Source organism: Aquiflexum sp., from assembly GCF_977115555.1.
Window position 1 is genome coordinate 1 of record NZ_CDSBKL010000036.1, and the last position, 19,411, is coordinate 19,411.

A 19,411-nucleotide genomic window follows, 5' to 3' on the forward strand; every position below is an offset into this window, starting at 1 on the left:
ATCAGGTTCCTTTTGGAGATCTTGTTTTTGAAAAGAAAGGAATAAAATATGGTTTTGAGATCTGCGAAGATGCGTGGAGGGGAACCTTTAGGCCCGGATTCCGACTTAAAGACAGAAATGTTGACATTATTTTCAATCCCAGTGCTAGCCACTTTGCGATGGGAAAAAGTATATTGAGAGAGCAACTTGTCAATGAAAGTTCATTGCTTTTTAATGCTTCTTACTTTTATGTAAACCTTTTAGGGAATGAAGCAGGAAGAATGATCTTTGATGGAGAAATCCTAGCTTCAAAAAACGGCAGGCTCATATTGAAAAACAAGCTGCTTTCTTTTGAGGATTTTCAGGTGTTGACTTTTGATTATGACAGACAAACCGAAAACTATCCTGAAGTCCAAAGCTCCCACCATAAAAATGAGGAATTTGCCAAGGCCTCATCCTTGGCATTGTTTGATTACTTGAGAAAAAGCAAAAGCAAGGGTTTTGTCCTCTCACTCAGCGGAGGTGCTGACTCGTCGACAATCGCTGTATTGGTTTCTGAAATGGTCAGAAGGGGTGTGGAAGAACTTGGTGCCAATGCTTTTTTGAAAAAATTAGGGTTATCATTTACACCTTTGACCAATAATCCTGTCAAAGAAATAACAGGACAAGTCCTGACTACTGCTTACCAGGCATCCGACAATTCATCTTTTTCAACATTTCAAAGCGCGAAATTCTTAGCTGAAAGCATCGGAGCAGAATTCCTTCACTGGGAAATTACTGATGAAGTAAAATCCTACATTGAAAAAATAGAAAAATCGATTGGAAGGAAACTCTCTTGGAAAGAAGATGATATCGCTCTTCAAAATATACAAGCCAGAGCAAGGTCCCCGATTATCTGGATGCTGGCTAATATAAAAAATGCACTGCTTTTGAGCACTTCCAATAGAAGTGAAGGAGATGTAGGCTATACCACTATGGATGGGGATACAAGTGGAAGCATCTCTCCTATAGCCGCAGTGGATAAGTATTTTATCTTACAATGGCTTCGTTGGGCTGAGAAGGAGCTTGGGTATACAGGATTGAATAAAGTAAACGGCTTGCAACCTACTGCTGAACTCCGCCCTTCAGAAAACCAACAAACGGATGAAACAGACCTGATGCCCTATTCAGTCATCGTGGAGATTGAACGGCTCGCAATCAGGGACAAGAGGTCTCCCCTCGATATTTATCTGATCCTTAAAGAGGAATTGAACGTAGAAAGTGAGATACTAAAGAGTTATATCAAAAAATTCTTCCGGCTTTGGTCTCGCAACCAATGGAAAAGGGAACGTTTGGCACCTTCGTTTCATTTGGATGAATTTAACGTTGATCCCAAAACATGGTACAGGTTCCCGATTCTATCCGGAGGATATGAAGAGGAGCTGAAAGAAATGGATGAAAATTAAATCTCAAATTAATCACCTGATCCCAAAACAGAAAACATTATGACATTACAACTGATACTAGACTATATCGTATGGAGCCCAAATGCTGCCGTTTTCCCAAGTTTTGAAAGATTGAGGTGGTATAGCTTATTGTTTGCATTTGGCTTTATTATTTCTCAGCAGGTGATGATCTACATTTACCGCAAGGAAGGTCAGGATGACAGGCTTGTTGACAAGCTGACGATTTACATGGTATTGGCCACTATTATCGGAGCAAGATTGGGGCATGTACTTTTTTATGAACCCGAAAAATACCTCAGCAATCCGATTGAAATACTCAAAGTTTGGGAAGGTGGACTAGCAAGTCATGGTGCTGCCATTGCTATTTTATTTGCCCTTTACCTGTATGCCAGGAAAGTCCCTACACAAACCTACTTATGGGTGGTGGATAGGATAGTCATCGTAGTGGCGATGACAGGTGCCATGATAAGGATGGGGAATCTTATGAACTCTGAGATTGGTGGAAAACCAACCGGAACTGACAGCGGTTTCGTATATGCCAGGGACACAGAAGAAATCTTGGAAACACTCCGGATTCCTGTACAAGAAGTGAGTGCTTACAAACCCGAAAACAGAGAGTCAGAATTAACCGGAACAGGAATAGTCCCTGTCAACATTGACATCAAAATAGACAAAGGAGGATTTAGTGAGGCTGATTTAAGGACGACATTGGAAACAGATGTCAAATATGTTTTGACAAAGTTCAAAAGTTCTCAAAAATACATGTCAGAAAGTAGTGACACGAAATTAAACTTTGATTTGGCCGATAAAGGAGATCATTATTTGGCTACCGTGTATACTTTCGGAGTTGCAAGGTATCCCACACAGATTTATGAGGCTGCCTCTTATTTTGTGATTTTCCTCGTTCTCCTGTGGCTTTGGATGACATATAAATCCAGACTGCCTGACGGATTGCTTCTGGGACTATTTTTGATCTCTGTATTTGGAATGCGGTTTATTTGGGAATACCTGAAAGAAAATCAGGTTGACTTTGAGCAGGGACTTACATTAAATATGGGTCAGTGGTTGAGTATTCCTTTGGTGACCGGTGGCTTGATATTGGTCGGATTAGCATTAAAAAAAGGATTCAAATCAAAAGCCGGCTAGGGTACGGGGTCATGACCGTGACCTCCCCAAGGATGGCAGCTTAGAATCCTTTTGATTCCCAACCAACCTCCTTTGAAAATCCCGTGTTTCAATATGGCTTCTTTGGTATATTGACTGCATGTAGGCGTATACCTGCAGGAAGCCGGAAAAAGTGGAGATATCACATATTGATAAACCAACACAGGGAATATGGCGATCTTGCGGATGATGGTCTTCAAAGCATTTATATTTCACTGATAAAGAAATATGGTCAGCTAAAGTTCCTTAAATATTAATTAAGTACCGTTTCTATTGAAAAAATTTTACAAACATAGCTTTCTTTCCTTCCTTCTTTTCCTTGGATTTTTTGAGGTAAATACTGCTATGGCCCAAACAGAAGATGTTGAAAGGGACAGCACGTCAGTGAGCCATCCTGACAAAGTGGTCATCAATAATATTTTTATAGTGGGCAATGAAAAAACCAGAAAGAATATTATTCTTAGGGAAATAGATCTCAATACAGGAGTAGTTTACGATTGGGATGAACTGATTTCGATGATTCAGGCTGACCAACAAAAAATCTATAACCTGCAACTATTCACCAGTGTGGAGATTACCCCACTTCTCACCGACACTGAACAGATTGAGCTTTTGGTTTCGGTAACTGAAAGATGGTATATCATCCCAAACATCATCTTCAATCTAGCAGATAGAAATTTCGCTGAGTGGTGGACCAACCAAAACCGGGATTTTTCAAGGGTAAATTACGGAGCGAGATTGATACATAACAATGTGGGAGGAAGGAATGAAAAATTGAGAGTTGGTGCTCAATTTGGATTTGTAAGGGCCTTTGAAGTCCTTTACAGCATTCCATACTTGGACAAAAACCAAAATCATGGTATCACAGGTCAATTTACCTATTTTACCCAAAAAACAATTCCTGTAAAATCAGCCTTCAACAAGCAGGTTTTCTACACAAATGAAAACGAGGAGATTCTTAGAAGAAATTTATCGGCTTTTTTAAGATACAGCTATAGAGGAAGTTATTATAATTTCAATTTCATAACCTTTGGATACAATAGTACTATCATTAATCCGGACGTATTTGTCCAAAATCCTGACTATTTCCTCCATGAAGGCAACAAACTTAATTATTTTGTTTTGGGATATACCTATAGACATGACAGAAGAAACAATATCCAATATGCAACCAAAGGACAGCTTTTAAACCTTAGCCTGACAAAATATGGACTATTTGGTTCAGATGACATCAACGATGCAGAAATAACCATCAATGCCAATAAATATTATGAAATCGGTGATAAATTTAACTTTGCTACAGGATTGTCCATCAGTTCATTTTTTGGAAAAAGGCAACCTTTCACATTGGTAAGAGGAATCGGATATAATCCATATTTTATCAGAGGGTATGAACTAAATGTGGTAGAGGGTCAGCAAACCCTAGTGCATAAAAACAGCTTCAGATTCAAATTTGTCGATGTGGGATATGATATCGGCAAATACGTTCCCTTGGAAGAATTCTCCTACCTCCCGCTCAAGATGTATCTCGGATTTAATTTTGACCACGGATTTGTCAATGATAGAAACAACCTTCCTGACAATGCCCGCCTAACGAATACCTATCTTTTCGGATATGGTCCGGGTCTTGACATTGTGACACTTTACGATATGGTATTCAGATTTGAATACTCTCTTAACAACACAGGGGGACAGGCATTTTTTGTAAATTTCAGAGCACCTTTTTGAGGTAAACGAAAGTTAAACGTTTAATATCGGTTAGCTATTTTTTCCTTTCCTTTTGTCCTTGTATTTTTAATTGAACCGGTTTTGTATCGGTTTTACAGGACATGGCAGACTTCATAAAATTTTTATTGGTCTTATTTCTGACATTGGTCTGTAGTAATGCCTATTCCCAAACCGGTACAGAAGCATTTCCAAGGGGAGGGCGAAGCATGGGATTGGGAAATGCCAATGTAACATTGGGAGATGTTTGGAGTATTTTCAACAATGTCGGAGGCCTTGCAAAAACAGAAAATACGCAGGCCACTTTTTCATACGACCATCGGCTAAACATCGATGAACTTACCACTTTAGCAGCAGCTGCAGTCATTAAAGGCAAAAACAAAGCTTTTGGGCTGGGGATTTCAAGTTTTGGTTCGGAACATTTCTCTCAAAATCAGATTGGGATCGGTTTTTCCAATCAATTGGGAATTGCAAGTTTGGGCGTAAAAATCAACTATTTACAGACGAGTATCGAAGGATTCGGCAGGGGGGCAGCTGCAGTAATTGAATTTGGAGGGGTGGCAGAATTGACTCCTGAATTGTTTTTTGGCGCTCATGTCTACAATGTCACCCGGGCAAAATATGGCAAAAACTCAGATGACAGGTTGCCGACTACAGTCAAGGCGGGAATTTCCTATCGCCCCAATTCCAAAGTAATGGTAAACCTCGAAGCGGAAAAAGACATTCTCCTCGATCCTTTACTGAAAATGGGTCTTGAATACAACCTATTGGAAAGGGTTTGGGCAAGAGTAGGAATGAACACACAACCCAATAAGTTCTTTTTTGGGGTCGGCTTCCGCCCAAAGAGATTCCACATAGATTATGCATTGACCCAACATCCAAGTCTTGGAAATACCCATCATTTTTCTTTCAATTATTTGTTTCTGAACAAATGAAAGCCCTCCTATCCATAGGAATACTGGTGATGTTAATGGCGCATTTCGCCTCCGCACAGACCTATCGGAAAGGTGAAATCAATATCGAAAATTTCATTGAGGAACTTTTTGGCATGCAAAGAACCGACGAGAATTACGAAGATTTATATGAAAGCCTTTTACAGGTATTTCTCAATCCAATCAATCTCAACAAAACCAATGCAGAGGAATTAAAGTCCCTATTTATTTTGACTCCCACCCAAGTAAACAACTTCATAGCATATCAAAATCAATTTGGGAAATTCATTTCCATCTATGAATTGCAGGCAATTCCGGACTTTGACTTGGAAACGATTTATAAATTACTTCCTTTCGTGGTTTTGGAGGACTCAGAAAAGACACAGGAATCACTTAAAGACAGGATTATCAGATCAAGGGATGCGTATTTTATTTTCAGGCAAAACAGAGTTTGGGAAACCCGAAAAGGATATACCGCGCCGGATACATTGGGAAATGGAACCCTGACAAGTAGGTATCTTGGCGATCCGAGTAACCTTTATGGCAGATTCCGTATGCAACATTCAAAGGATTTCAGCCTTGGCTTTACGATTGACAAAGACTCAGGTGAGCAGTTTACCTGGAATCCAAGGACAAAAAGATATGGCTTCAATTTTTTTTCCTACCATTTTACACTTTACAACCAAGGAAACTTAAAGGCTGTTTCAATCGGAGATTTTCAGATGCAAACGGGTCAAGGATTGGTTTTTGGGGCAGGTTTTGGAGTCGGAAAAGGTGCAGAAACCATCACCACGGTAAGGCGGAGTACTGTAGGAATCAGACCTTACACAGCAGCATTGGAATTTGGGTTTTTCAGAGGCATGGCCGCCACCTACAAAGCCGGGCCAATCAATATCACTCTGATGGCATCCAATGCTCCAAGAGATGGAAATCTTCAACTCCAACTCGATTCATTGGAAACCGGGGAAGAAATCATCACCTCACTTCAAAGCAGCGGACTTCACCGGACAGCCACAGAAATCAATTATAAAAACAGAATCCGAGAGAAAAATCTGGGAGGAAACGTCCATTATCAAAGCAGAAAAAGGGATTTTCAGGTGGGAGTAAATTCCCTTTACACACAATTTGGACAGCCTTTTCAAAGAAACCGTCAGGTCTATAATCAGTTTGAATTTTTTGGAAAAGAAAACCACCTTCACAGCCTATATTTTGCATACAACTATCAAAATTATTTTTTCTTCGGCGAAACTGCCATATCCAAAAGCGGTGGAAAGGGTTCAGTCCTCGGGATGATGAGTAGCCTACATCCTAAACTTGGTTTTTCGGTTCTTTGGAGACGATTTGACAGGGATTTTCACAGTTTCTATGGCAATGCTTTTTCCGAAGGCACCCGTCCCATCAATGAACACGGACTTTATTTTGGCTTGAATTACAAACCGAATCAAAAGATTTCTTGGTCTCTTTACTATGATTATTTCAGGTTTCCCTGGCTGAAATACCGGGTCTATGCACCTTCTTCAGGACAGGAATGGCTGACCAGGTTTACCTACTCTCCCTCAAGAAAAATACTGCTTTTTGCCCAGATCCGAGAGGAATCCAAAGCGAGAAATGTCTCTGAACTGCCGAATAATTTCCAGTCGGCCTACCAACTTTCCCAAGGAAAAAAATGGAACTATGCCTTCAATCTGGACTATAGTCTGGACAAACATTGGAGTATAAAATCCAGAATTATGTCGAGCAGGTTTGACTTTAATGGGCAAAAAACCAGGGGTTTTGCAATCAGTCAGGATATCAATGTGGATTATGAAAAATGGAGGTTCTCTGGCAGAATAGTACTGTTTGATACAGAAGACTACGACAACAGGCAATTTATTTATGAAAGGAACGTGCTTTGGCTTTTTTCCATCCCTGCTCTGAACGGTCAGGGAATGAGGTATTACCTATTGGGACAATACAAAATCAGCCCCAAGCTTACTTTTTGGGCGAGGATAGGCAGAACAATTTTTACAGATCGAAATGTCATTGGAAGCGGCCTTCAGGAAATCCAAGGCAATACGTTTACAGAAACCGTCTTTCAGCTTCAATACCAATTCAACAGATAATTTCCACCATCGGTACTCCCATCAAATGTGGTTTTTGATAAATTTAGAAATCAAAACCACCGTACTATGAAAAAAACACTTCTACTGAATCTCACCTTCTTCATATTTCTATCTACCCTATCATTTGCCCAAAGTATTGACAAAAGTAAGCTTTCCAAGCAAGAAGGCTTCTTTACCTTCTATACCGATGAGGAAAAAGGAAAAATCTATCTTGAGGTAGACAAACTTGACTTTGAATTCCTTTATGTGAATTCCATGCCAGCTGGTATTGGTTCTAATGACATTGGTCTTGATAGAGGCCAATTAGGCCGTACTCGCATCGTGGAATTCAGAAAAGCCGGCAACAAACTTTTATTGGTTCATAAAAATTATGAGTTCAGGGCGTACAGTGACAATCCTTCAGAAGTAAAATCAGTAAGAGATGCTTTCGCTGAATCAGTATTATGGGGCTTTGAAATCAGTAACTCGGAGGGTGGCAAATACCTTGTCGATGCCACGAACTTCTACATGCAGGATGCGCATATGGTCGGAGAAAGACTGGGGTCTGCAAGGCAGGGAAGTTACAAACCTGATCTTTCTCGCAGTGCGCTTCACTATCCCATGACAAAAAATTTCCCAAAAAACACGGAAGTAGAAGCAATTGTAACCTTGACCGGAAACCCTACAGGTGCCTATATCAGGTCTGTTACCCCTTCACCCGAATCTGTAACTGTTCGTCAGCGACACTCCTTCATCGAGCTGCCTGACAGCAACTATACCCCAAGAGTATTTGATACAAGAGCCGGGTATTTCCACATTGATTACATGGATTTCACCTCGCCTATTGGGGAACCCATGGTCAAAAAATATATTTCTAGACATAGATTGGAAAAGAAAGACCCTACCGCTGCCATTTCAGAAGTTGTCGAACCGATCGTCTATTACCTTGACCGAGGCACACCTGAACCTGTCCGTTCGGCATTGTTGGAAGGCGGAAACTGGTGGGCGCAAGCTTTTGAAGCAGCAGGTTTCAAAAATGCCTACCGGGTTGAATTGATGCCCGAAGGTGCTGACCTGATGGATGTGAGGTACAATGTAATCCAATGGGTTCACCGGTCTACTAGAGGATGGTCTTACGGCTCCTCGGTCACTGACCCAAGGACAGGTGAAATCATCAAAGGCCATGTAACATTGGGAAGCCTTAGGGTAAGGCAGGATTTTTTGATAGCTCAAGGATTGATACAGCCATTTGAAGATGGGAAACCCAAAAATCCAAAGATGCTTGAATTGGCATTGGCAAGGTTGAGACAGCTTTCTGCACATGAGATCGGACATACTTTGGGCTTGGCGCATGCTTATGCCTCCTCTCCCACCAACCGCGCCTCCGTCATGGATTATCCATACCCAATGATCAAAATGGATGACAACGGGAATATTGACATCTCAGATGCTTATGATGATAAAATCGGGGAATGGGACAAATGGGCCATCCGATATGGGTATGAAACAGTTCCTGCTGGTCAAACCGAACAAGCCCATCTAAAAAAGCTACTAGAAGATACCTATGCTGCAGGACATACCTTTATCTCAGACATGGACTCAAGACATCCAAGCGGAAGTCATCCAACTTCACACCTTTGGGACAATGGCGCCTCTGCCCCGGATGAGCTCATGAGAATGATGGCCATGCGTGCCAAAAAATTGAATTCATTTGGATTAAATTCCATAGATGAAAACCAGCCCGAGGCATTGATGGAGGAAGTATTGGCCCCCTTATTTTTGATGCATCGGTACCAATTGGAAGCTACGAGCAAACTAGTAGGAGGCTTGGATTATACTTACAAAGTCAAAGGAGACAACCAAAGAGTTCAATCCAGATTAGAAGCCTCCAGGCAAAATGGAGCTTTAGATGCCCTTTTGTATGCGATACAGGCAGAGCAATTGGCCGTACCTTCTCAGATTTTGGACAGGATGCCTCCACGTCCAATGGGGTACTTGAGAAACAGGGAAACATTCCCCTCGAGAAACGGTTTAAATTTCGATCCATTGGCACCTGCTGAAAATGTAGTAGATCTTACTTTTGGACTTCTGTTTGAGGCCGGCAGGGCAAACAGGCTGCATCAGCAGAAACTGTTTGATGAAAGTTTACCTTCATTTTCGGATGTAATAGAAAAAGTCACTGCACAAGTTTTTGGTAGTAATTATGACGGAACCTATAGTTCGGAAATCAATCTGATGGTTCAAAATAAGCTTACGGACCATTTGATCAATCTTGCCAAAGACCCTAAAGCAACTGCCACGGTGAAGGGAATTACGAGAAACCAATTGCGTGAAATTGCTTATTGGAACTGGAATAAAGACCAAAGCAAATCAACCACTTCAAAATCCGCATCTACCAAAGGCATATCGGACGACTTTCATAGATACCTTGCCGACAAAATCAATCATTTCTTCAGTGAAAAGGAAGAATTCAGCATTCCTGCTGAATTGGCAATACCTGATGGGGCACCCATCGGGACGACCAATCTGAGCTGCGATTTTGAGTATTGAAAATAACTTGCATAAATCAAAAAAACCCGATTGAATCAACTTCAATTGGGTTTTTTATTGCAGTCAATTCTTGGTTCCCGCACACTTTTTAGAGCAGTACTTCACATTCTCCCAATTCTTTTCCCACTTTTTCCTCCATGCAAAAGGCCGGCCACAGACCGGACAAATCTTAGTTGGTAATTCCGATTTCTTCATATACGAAAAAGCACTATGAAACCAAAAGGTTTGAAAAAAACTCTCATCTCAACTTTGTCTCAAATCTCATATGTCAGACTTTTCTTTACGCTTCATTCAGTGTTCTCCAAAAGTCTTCTCCCCTGCCGTTATGGCCAAATCAAGTATATTCTGCCTCGGAGGCAAAGGACAGGTGGCATGCGGAGTGAACACACAGGGAGGATTATAAGCTTTGTTAAAATCGAGAATAACCTTATCTCCTGAAGTTGGCTTTTTGACGTACATGTACCTTCCGCCACCGTAAGTCTCCCCACCACTGGTATTGTCTGCAATGATCAGATATAGCTGATCACCATCATCCAAAGCGTCAATTTTAAAGGTTCTTCCCTCTTTTTCAAATTCAAGGTATCCGGGAGAGGGATTTGGAGTTGTTTGCCCAAGAACATTCGTAATCGGAATTTCGCGGATGGGAACATAAGGGACAAACTTTGCTTCAAGCCTCCAATCCAAATCTACCGGATATCTTTCAATGTCCTCAAATTGGGTGACTGCGGCAGTTTCCAAATCCCTCAATCTAACTCCATAAGCATCCGCTCTTTTAATGATGTTCCATCTGAGACTGTTATATGTGAGTTTTTCAAATTCCTGAGTACCTGCATCAAAAACCTTCACTTTTCCTTTCACCTCATTTTCTCCTATAAAAACACTGTCCGTCCTTGGGACAAAAAAAACTTTGTCTCCTTCTAAAGTAAAAACCCCGATCAAATCCGGGAAGCCATCGTCTTCCAATCTGAACCCAGATTCTAAACCAGAACCAAATGTGGTCTCCCCTTCTTCGAGCCAATATAACCCTATAAGGTTAAGCCATCCCTCATCCGATTTCAAAGAACTAACCCTCTCCTGATACCAAAGTTCCACCTCTTCAGCATGGTCTTTTGCACTGATTTGACTTTCCTTTGTTTCACAGGAAATAGCCGAAAATGTCAAAGCTAAAATCAGAACTAATTGGAAGTTTCTCATTCAATAGATAATTGGAATTCAAGGCAATTTAAAAATCTTATTGTCCAAAAATAATCCAACTCCAAAAAATTAGCTGCTTGAAATAAAAATTACAGTAAATTATTTCCAGTCGAATAAAAAATTTTCAATTTGAATTGATTGCTGAGTATCTTGATCTTTGAATCAAACCAATTTAACCATGAAAATTTTATCCAGGGTCATATTATTCGCCGCATGTATCATTTCCCCATTATTGACAATAGCCCAAACAGGTGTCGGCATCAAAAAACCCAAGGATGCGCAGCAGCTTTTTGACGGAAGCAGGAAAATGCTGGACCAAAAATGGACGTATTGGGAAGGACCAAGATTCAAAGCTGAGCTTCCCATCAAGTGGGAAATTGTAAAAGATCCCGTGGACAAAGGCACTGCAATGAACAGCAATGACCCGGCAGCTGCTGGAGGACTATACGGTGCCGCAGACATTGTCACCAAAGAGGAATTCAAGGATTTTAGGCTTCATGTGGAATTTCTGATACAGAATGAAGGTGGCAATTCCGGTGTTTATCTTCAAAACCGTTACGAAATCCAAGTTCTTGACGGGGATTATGGAGATCATGGTATGGCTGCCATCATCAATGAACATATACCCACAGTTCAAGCATATAACGGAATAGGTAAATGGAATGCCTATGACATCAATTTCAAGGCGGCTAGATTTAAAGATGGAAAGTTGGTCGAGAAAGCTCGGGTTACCATCTATTTCAATGGCAAAAAAATCCATGAAGACAAGGAAATCAGTCAGGTTTGGGGCGGCCCAAATTCAGGACAAGATGGAGGTAATGATGGAGGAAAAGGAATCACAGACCGTCCTGGGGGTATCAAATTACAAGCTGAAGGGCACAATGTATTGTATCGGAATATCTGGATCAAAAGCATCGATTTAGGCGAAAAAGGAACCGATTTTTAAACCAAAATAAAGCATTAGCATTGATAGGTTAAGAAATCCTATATAGCTTGGCAAATTCTAAAACATTGGGATACATTAAATCTTTGATTTCAAATACTTCTTCTGCACTGAAAAACTTTATTTCCAAACATTCGGGTGAAGGTTGGAAATCTAGATGATAAAGCTCTGTCAAATATACTGCATTGACAATATAATGGCCATTGGGGTTTATTGCAGGAAAAAAATATTGGGGATGGTTTGAAATAGCCTTTGCCTCTAAAGCCATCTCTTCTTTCAATTCTCTTCGCAGTCCTTCTTGGGGCTTTTCCCCAAAATCCAATCCCCCTCCGGGAAGCTCCCATAACCCATTCTCTTCCTTGACCAAAAGAAATCTGTCTGAGGAATCCAAAACAAGTGCCTTGACTGAAACCCGATAGAAGCAATCCGGAATATGAAGTGACATTGGCTTATAAGTTTTCATGAAAGAAATCCAATTTTAAACAAAAAAACCTGTAGACATATTCCACAGGTTTTTTTCTTATCTCTTCTCTGGATTAGAAGAATCGGATTACCCTAACTCTTCTAATTTCACTTTTAGGCTTTGACAACAATTCTCCTGTGATGAAAGACATCACGCAGGCATCAGTCCTATTGCTTTCGCAGGAACTCCAATACTCAACATCAGAAAAACCTCCTATCTTATCCCTATTTTGATATAGATAATTCATCTCTCCCTGACTTGGCATAAACCAATCATTATACCCTCCCAGATTAAAATCAAGAGTTACTCTGGCAGCCACTGTACCGTTATTTGCAGGATGACATTGGGTAGGGTTGTTATAATAGTCGGGCAAAGCATCATGAAATGCAAGAACCAACTCAGTATTTTTCCTTCCTCCTCCAACTGCAGTAGAAGTCCCGCCAACGGCAGTCCCTTGGCAACCCCATTGTGATTCAAAAACCTCTTCTACAGGAGCAATGATGATTCCGGTTTTTTTACCCTCGACATAACCATCTTCCCCAGGCTGAAAAATATGGGCAACAACTCCACCTTGATAAGGTTCTCCCAGGGATACATCCTCAGGACTTTCTTCTTTTACACAACCTGAGAAGATCACTACAATACTCAACAAAATCAACAATATCGATTTTGGCGATAATAACTTGGGCTTTAACATATATTCAATTTTAGATGGGTGGACAACTTCTCTCTAAGAAGAGAATTTAAGCTTTGCAAATTTAACATAAAAGAAATATAAATCCACAATATTGTAATAATGATATAAATCAAGAATGGTGCCCAAATATCAAATCTCCCAATCAAAATGCCTTAGCCGGTAACACTGCATGGCATTCAGGCCAAGTTTATTAGCCAATTGATAATTAGCAACCGCACCTACTCCTGCCCCTATAATCGGGATAAGCTGCGCCAGCTTTACCAAATCTAGGTAATCACGATATTCTAATTGAAAATCCCTCCAATCAAAATCGGAGACCTCTTTTGGAAGTTTTGAAATATAATCATTCCAATTTTCAAGCAGGGCCAATGTCTGATTCCGGGTTCCCTGACTTGAAAAAGTCAGTTTGAAAATATTTAACAAGTAAAGACGCTCTTCAAATTTTTTTACATCAAATCCGTAAGCAGCAGCAATTTCAAAGAGCATCTTCATTTTGATGGTAAGAAATGCGGGGAAATCTGCCAATCCCAACAAAATCCCTCCTGCCCCGGTTATCGCTCCTTCTGCTGAGGCTGTATTCTGATATACTTTGATTATCTTCTTTACTTTTTTCTCCCGTTCTTCCAAAGTCATGTTTTGCAATGGAGAAGGTGTAATGTATTTAGTCCCAAACAACACCCCTTTGACCATCTTCTCAATCGCATAAGTGATAACTTGGTGTACTTTTTCTGGAATCAAGCTATTAATACCTTCCTGCGTGCTTTTGGTAAGCTTATTGACAAATCCGGGTTTTTTCCTCGTTTTGGCCAACCAGACATTCAATTCCGCAAATGCAATGTCGTCATACATTGATTTTAATAAAGATTGAGGCATAATCTGATCGTTTTATAACTTATACAGATTCTAGTACCTTAAGGTTCTTTTTCAAGTAGGAAATCGAACTTTACCAAGCATTTGAATACCCAATTTCAATCAACTTTATTATCCGCATTTTTATGGTTTTCCCCCAAATCCCTCACCACAAGAACCCATCCCCCTTCAAGTTCCACAAATCCATATTCGAAACAATAAGTGTAAACATTTGCCTTCCAGTTGATAAATGTATGCGTATGGTATTTGAAATGATACCCCAATCTTTGAAGCCGTTCCTTGGGAACTTTCACTTTTTCTACCCCATCTACCAAAATACCTTCAAGGATATTCCTGTTTATTTTCAGGCATCCGATAATGTTTCTGACTTCCGCACTATCCCCAATCCTTCTCTGATTATTATGGCTGTTACGACAATAGTCATCACAAAACTTCTTGTCTATTCTTCCAAGAATTGATTTTCCACAATAATGGCATTGCTTTCTTTCCGATTCCATATTTAGTCCTTTATAAAGTTAGATACTCTACAACTAATAAAAGTAAATTTAATTAGCTGTTTAGTTCCAGACAATCCCTTAAACAGGGTATTTATTTTATAGGTTGACTAAATACAGATGAATAAATGAAATTCTTTAGGGAAAAAATAGATAATTCTAGATTTAGAGATTATTACAAAATAATGTAAGTCAATATTTCTCATGAATTTCAGTCATTAACCTGACCATTTCATTCCTGATTTCTGAGGTAGGTCTTACAAAGTTATTGTTCATAAATACATAGCGATAGGTCCTCCCCTGTCGGGTTTCTATCCATCCACTTTGCAAGTGCATATACCTGAGCGAACCTGTTTTGGCCCATACAAAAGGTTTTCCATTATCAGTTTGATAAGCAGTCTTAAGTGTTCCCGAAACCCCTCCTGCAGGTAGAAAAGTCTTTAACCTTTCGGTATCTCCCACTTTTTGTTCGAGTTTATGCAATACCTCCAATACCGAATTGGGTGTAAAAAGATTAAACCTTGACAAGCCGGATCCATCTTCCCAGATGGGTTTGTTTTTTAAACCTTTCAGGTGGTTTTCCAAACTGTATTCTATAGTTTTATTTACATCTAAAGTATCTCCCAAAACCCCAGAACAAAGCAGCAATATCTGCTCAGCAAGGAAATTATCACTCGGCAGCATCATGTGCTTGTACAAGCTATCTGAAGGTATGCTAAAAAGGGTTTTGGCATCAATGGGCTTATGCCTTTTGATAATGGTAATGTCTTTTTTCAAAGTATCCTGTAATAAAACCTTTGTCACCTCCATGTCCATAGGAAATGGTAATTCGCTATCAAAGCCTATAGGGACAGGAAGATTAGGTACTAACAATTCATTTCCGGCCTTTGATCTCCTAAATCCAAATCTATTGGTTGTCAAGGTCGAATCCACTCTGATATATTTCAAAATGGAAACTGGATTGACTTTAAGATTGCCACTCGAATCGGATTTTATGCTTGTCTCATTGCCGTACATGGGAAAATGGCTTAGGTCTGCCCGCCAGGGACTAGGTTCAAATTCTATATCCGGATCTTTTGCCAGGTAAAGTGAAAAGGAACTTTGGGATAGAAAATCAAAGACTTTTCTGTTGTCCAACTTGGGATGTAAAAAAGAAGGATCTCCTGTGCCCCAAATAATAAGAGAGTCCCCATTGATATGATATTTCAATCCGGGAATGGAATCACCAAGGATATTCAATGCTGCATACAGTGTCAGAAGTTTCGTATTGGAAGCCGGCACAAAATACCTGTCAGGATTCTGTTCATAAACGATTTTGCCTCCCTGTTCTTCAAGGATAAATCCAACAAAATGTTCCTGCATGATGTCGGATTTCTCAAACATCTTTCGGACTTTTCTTGCGTTCAGTTTCTGTGCTTCTGTTGCCTTTATTGAAAACAAAACAGACAGGAAGACCAGTAATAATGCTTTATTCATCAGGGATTAAGGTGTTTTTTGAGAAAATCAGCAGTGGCTTGGTTGACTTTGACCATATTGGAAAATACCATCCAATGGTGGCTGTCTCCAGGTATAATCAGGTATTCATAAGGCTTCTTGCGCTCTTCAAACCTTCTGACCAAATCCGTGGTCTGACTGACCTGTACATTTCTATCATCGTCTCCATGGATAAAAAGGACCGGGGAGGTCCAGGTTTCAATATAGGCAAGAGGAGAAGAAAACCAAGCTGTCTTTACCGCTTCATCATAATCAGGAGCCTTTTCATATCCTTCAGGCATTTCCATCCTGCCCGAAAGATTATGGACACCATGGATATCTACCCCGACTTTGAATAGACCTGAATCTTTGCCCAAAGCCAATGCCGTCAAATATCCTCCGTAAGAACCGCCATAAATCCCGATCCTGTCTTTATCCACTTGATTCAATCCCGCCAAGTATTCACCGGCTGCCTTGACATCCAAGTATTCTTCCGCCCCCTGCCAATAAGTTCTAGCGGGTTTATGAAATTCATAGCCATAACCTATTCCCAACCTGAAATTGACCGACAAAACAACAAATCCGAGTTCAGCCAGGTATTGGTTAACCGCATAGGTATTGGAATAATAATCCATGTAACTCCAACCCAAAAGCATCTGCCGCTGCGGTCCGCCATGGACAAAAAGGACAGCGGCTTTTTTGGTGGGTCCTCCTTCTTTTTCAAAAAGCTGTCCATGGACAGTAAAGCCATCGGGGGACTTGAAAGTCACTTGCTTTGGCACAATCAGGTTCTTTGCCGGAAAATCACTAGGAATCAGGTTTTCAGCAAGCAATTTTGATTTTTTACTTTGAATATCCACCACTGAGGGTAGAAGTGATCTTTTGGCAGTTGCTGAAAAATAGGCAACTGTTTTGTTATCTGAAAATACAGATGGGATGGCTTCAATCCCTTCTCCTTGAGTCAAAAGTTTCATTTCACCTCCACTCACAGCTACCATCCCAATATGGCGTCTATCGATATCGGCTTTTTCCAACCCTGTATTAGCCGAAAAAACCAGAAATTTCTTATCATGGCTCAAGCTGATATGCTCGACCATATAGTTGCCTTTGGTCAACTGTAATGATGGTCCCGAATCCGCATTCATCGCATAGAGATGCGGCCAACCATCCTCATAGGAAAGATAGACTATTTTGTTGTCGGCCACCCAATTAAGGTTAAAACCTCCATTGGTTGTCGGGACAGAACCTCTGAGGGTTTCCGGTGCTTTCCACCTTTTAGCCGCAGTCCCTGTTATGGCATCCGCTACCCAGATTTCCCAAGGGCTGTGTCTTTGTTCCAATATCGGCAAAGCCTCCCCTTTTCCTCCCGGTAATCTCACAAAAGCAATTTTCCGACCATCCTCAGACCATCTTGGACTGACGTCCCGGTTAAAAGACGGGGCTATCCATTGGATGGGGCTAGCACTTCCGCTAAAAATCCCTATCAATGAATGGGTACCCCTGTTGGCAGCGAACAATATTTTTTTTCCATCGGGAGACCAAGCAATAGAGTTCATATTTTCTTTGGCCTCAAACAATTGGGGAGCTTTTCCCTCTTGGGAATCAACAGTCCAAACTTGTCCACCTTTGAGGTAAGTAATGGTTTTGTTGTCAGGTGAAATCGTGGGATAGTCTCCTTCAGTCAGTGCCTTGGCATTGCCTCCTTCAAAGGAAACTGTCCATATCTCTACTTTTGGGATATTTGAATTGTTTGCCGGATTGAAACCTACATTCGGATCCCAATTGCTGCCATGTTCGCCACCCCTGACAAAGAGCAGCCAATTCCCATCAGGCGAAAACTGGAGGCTGCTGATTTCCTGACCATCGTCCTTATCAAAAGAGGTGATTTTTCTGGGATTGAAATCGGGTGCCTGCGCCACATAAACGTTTCTGAGTCCTTTCTCATTCATGGCCCAAGCCATTTTATTTCCCGTCTTTGAAGTCACCAATTCAGAAGGAAAGGAAAAGGAAGACACCTGTTCCATGGTGAAAGATTGTGCAAACAGTTCATTTACGGAAAGGAAAAGAACCAAAAGAAGGATTGATCTTGAGAATTTCATGGAGGAGTGGTTTTAGAATGAAAAAGATAATAAAAAAACTGCTACCCTTTATAAAAAACAAAAAAAGCCACCCGTTATGCACAGGTGGCTTCACTATAAATCGGAATCTCTTCCTTATTTATTGACGGTCACAGTAACTGTAGTTTCTATTTTCTTTCCGTCTTCGTAAGTGATTTCTTTGGTAACTTTAACATCCTCCGCATCGGTATGCACATGTCCGTTACCTTCACCTTCCGATATGTGCGGTGCAATTATCAAAGCGACGATGGAAGTCAATTTGATCAGGATGTTCATTGAAGGACCTGAGGTATCTTTGAAAGGATCACCAACTGTATCTCCTGTTACTGAGGCTTTGTGGGCGTCAGAACCTTTGTACTCCATTTTGCCATTGATCATGACTCCTTTTTCGAAGGATTTTTTGGCGTTATCCCAAGCACCACCGGCATTGTTTTGGAAGATTCCCATCAACACGCCCGAAACAGTGATACCTGCCAACATACCGCCCAATACTTCAGGACCAAAGGCAAAACCAACAATGATCGGAGAAAGCAAGGCGATTGCTCCCGGCGCAACCATTTCTCTCAAAGAAGCTTTGGTAGAAATCTCTACACACTTTTCATACTCAGGCTTAGCCTTGTACTCCATGATGCCGGGGATTTCCCTGAATTGTCTTCTCACTTCATTGACCATGTCCATCGCCGCCCTTCCTACTGCCGCAATGGCCAAAGAAGAAAAGATAAACGGAATCATAGCCCCGACAAACAATCCTGATAATACATCAGCTTTGTAAATATCAATAGAATCAATCCCTGCCATACCAACATAAGCGGCAAACAATGCCAAAGCTGTCAATGCAGCAGAGGCAATGGCAAATCCTTTTCCTGTAGCAGCAGTGGTATTACCTACAGCATCGAGGATGTCTGTTCTTTCACGCACTTCTTTTGGCAAACCTGACATCTCAGCAATACCACCTGCATTGTCAGCAATAGGACCAAAAGCATCAATCGCCAACTGCATCGCAGTTGTCGCCATCATACCTGCTGCAGCTATCGCCACACCGTATAATCCCGCACTTAAAAACGATCCGTAAATACCTGCTGCCAATACCAAGATCGGGGCAACAGTGGATTCCATGCCCAAAGAAAGACCACCGATGATGTTTGTAGCATGACCTGTGGAAGATTGCTTGATGATCGAATTTACAGGACGCTTACCCATAGAAGTGTAATATTCAGTAATTGCACTCATGAGCGCACCCACGATCAGACCGATCACTACCGCTCCAAAAACACCCATTTTGGT

17 protein-coding genes are annotated in these 19,411 nt (G+C 40.9%); 7 read left to right on the forward strand and 10 right to left on the reverse strand.

Annotated features, from left to right (window positions below; all coding sequences use genetic code 11):
• Both nadE and ACZFYI_RS03995 read left to right on the forward strand, forming a co-directional pair.
• On the forward strand, positions 1-1,424 hold a 1,424-nt coding region (gene nadE / locus ACZFYI_RS03990; protein ID WP_462522823.1), incomplete at its 5' end, for an NAD(+) synthase.
• Positions 1,425-1,463: 39 nt separating this feature from the next.
• On the forward strand, positions 1,464-2,570 hold the full coding sequence (locus tag ACZFYI_RS03995; RefSeq protein ID WP_462522824.1) for a prolipoprotein diacylglyceryl transferase: 1,107 nt from the start codon (positions 1,464-1,466) through the stop codon (positions 2,568-2,570).
• Here ACZFYI_RS03995 and yidD read toward each other — a convergent pair.
• On the reverse strand, positions 2,567-2,788 hold the full coding sequence (gene yidD, locus ACZFYI_RS04000) for a membrane protein insertion efficiency factor YidD (RefSeq protein WP_462522825.1): 222 nt from the start codon (positions 2,786-2,788) through the stop codon (positions 2,567-2,569). The genes ACZFYI_RS03995 and yidD overlap by 4 nt on opposite strands.
• 145 nt (positions 2,789-2,933) lie before the next feature.
• Here yidD and ACZFYI_RS04005 point away from each other — a divergent pair, with 145 nt between their 5' ends.
• The 4 genes from ACZFYI_RS04005 (at position 2,934) to ACZFYI_RS04020 (ending at position 9,876) form a co-directional block, all read left to right on the forward strand.
• Complete coding sequence (locus ACZFYI_RS04005; protein WP_462522826.1) at positions 2,934-4,316, forward strand: POTRA domain-containing protein; 1,383 nt, start codon at positions 2,934-2,936, stop codon at positions 4,314-4,316.
• 101 nt (positions 4,317-4,417) lie between these two features.
• Complete coding sequence (locus ACZFYI_RS04010) at positions 4,418-5,248, forward strand: PorV/PorQ family protein (protein WP_462522827.1); 831 nt, start codon at positions 4,418-4,420, stop codon at positions 5,246-5,248.
• Complete coding sequence (locus ACZFYI_RS04015) at positions 5,245-7,347, forward strand: ComEA family DNA-binding protein (RefSeq protein WP_462522828.1); 2,103 nt, start codon at positions 5,245-5,247, stop codon at positions 7,345-7,347. The genes ACZFYI_RS04010 and ACZFYI_RS04015 overlap by 4 nt, the downstream gene beginning before the upstream one ends.
• 66 nt (positions 7,348-7,413) lie before the next feature.
• Positions 7,414-9,876, forward strand: coding sequence for a zinc-dependent metalloprotease (locus ACZFYI_RS04020; RefSeq protein WP_462522829.1), 2,463 nt, complete (start codon positions 7,414-7,416; stop codon positions 9,874-9,876).
• A 63-nt stretch (positions 9,877-9,939) separates the two neighbouring features.
• On the opposite strand, the gene ACZFYI_RS04025 is transcribed toward ACZFYI_RS04020, so the two are convergent.
• Both ACZFYI_RS04025 and ACZFYI_RS04030 read right to left on the reverse strand, forming a co-directional pair.
• Positions 9,940-10,071: a DUF2256 domain-containing protein gene (locus tag ACZFYI_RS04025; RefSeq protein ID WP_462522830.1), complete on the reverse strand. Its 132-nt coding sequence runs from the start codon at positions 10,069-10,071 to the stop codon at positions 9,940-9,942.
• Between the two features lie 96 nt (positions 10,072-10,167).
• Positions 10,168-11,070 carry a DUF1684 domain-containing protein gene (locus ACZFYI_RS04030; protein ID WP_462522831.1) on the reverse strand — a complete coding sequence of 301 codons (903 nt, stop codon included), beginning with the start codon at positions 11,068-11,070 and terminating at the stop codon, positions 10,168-10,170.
• A 178-nt stretch (positions 11,071-11,248) separates the two neighbouring features.
• Here ACZFYI_RS04030 and ACZFYI_RS04035 point away from each other — a divergent pair, with 178 nt between their 5' ends.
• On the forward strand, positions 11,249-12,016 hold the full coding sequence (locus ACZFYI_RS04035) for a 3-keto-disaccharide hydrolase (protein ID WP_462522832.1): 768 nt from the start codon (positions 11,249-11,251) through the stop codon (positions 12,014-12,016).
• Between the two features lie 28 nt (positions 12,017-12,044).
• Here the strand turns inward: ACZFYI_RS04035 and ACZFYI_RS04040 are convergent, their stop codons facing one another.
• The 7 genes from ACZFYI_RS04040 to ACZFYI_RS04070 form a co-directional block, all read right to left on the reverse strand.
• Positions 12,045-12,476, reverse strand: coding sequence for an NUDIX hydrolase (locus tag ACZFYI_RS04040; RefSeq protein WP_462522833.1), 432 nt, complete (start codon positions 12,474-12,476; stop codon positions 12,045-12,047).
• A gap of 73 nt (positions 12,477-12,549) precedes the next feature.
• Positions 12,550-13,173, reverse strand: coding sequence for an Lcl C-terminal domain-containing protein (locus ACZFYI_RS04045; RefSeq protein ID WP_462522834.1), 624 nt, complete (start codon positions 13,171-13,173; stop codon positions 12,550-12,552).
• Between the two features lie 129 nt (positions 13,174-13,302).
• Positions 13,303-14,046 (reverse strand): EcsC family protein, encoded by a 744-nt coding sequence (locus ACZFYI_RS04050; RefSeq protein ID WP_462522835.1) that lies wholly within the window; start codon positions 14,044-14,046, stop codon positions 13,303-13,305.
• Positions 14,047-14,141: 95 nt separating this feature from the next.
• The gene (locus tag ACZFYI_RS04055; RefSeq protein ID WP_462522836.1) at positions 14,142-14,540 is read right to left on the reverse strand and encodes a DUF2116 family Zn-ribbon domain-containing protein; all 399 of its coding nucleotides are present in this window, start codon (positions 14,538-14,540) and stop codon (positions 14,142-14,144) included.
• Positions 14,541-14,729: 189 nt separating this feature from the next.
• Entirely contained in the window at positions 14,730-16,013 is a 1,284-nt protein-coding gene (locus tag ACZFYI_RS04060) for a D-alanyl-D-alanine carboxypeptidase (protein WP_462522837.1), read from the reverse strand.
• Positions 16,013-18,109, reverse strand: coding sequence for a S9 family peptidase (locus tag ACZFYI_RS04065; RefSeq protein ID WP_462522838.1), 2,097 nt, complete (start codon positions 18,107-18,109; stop codon positions 16,013-16,015). The genes ACZFYI_RS04060 and ACZFYI_RS04065 overlap by 1 nt, the downstream gene beginning before the upstream one ends.
• A gap of 114 nt (positions 18,110-18,223) precedes the next feature.
• On the reverse strand, positions 18,224-19,411 hold a 1,188-nt coding region (locus ACZFYI_RS04070; protein ID WP_462522839.1), incomplete at its 5' end, for a proton/sodium-translocating pyrophosphatase.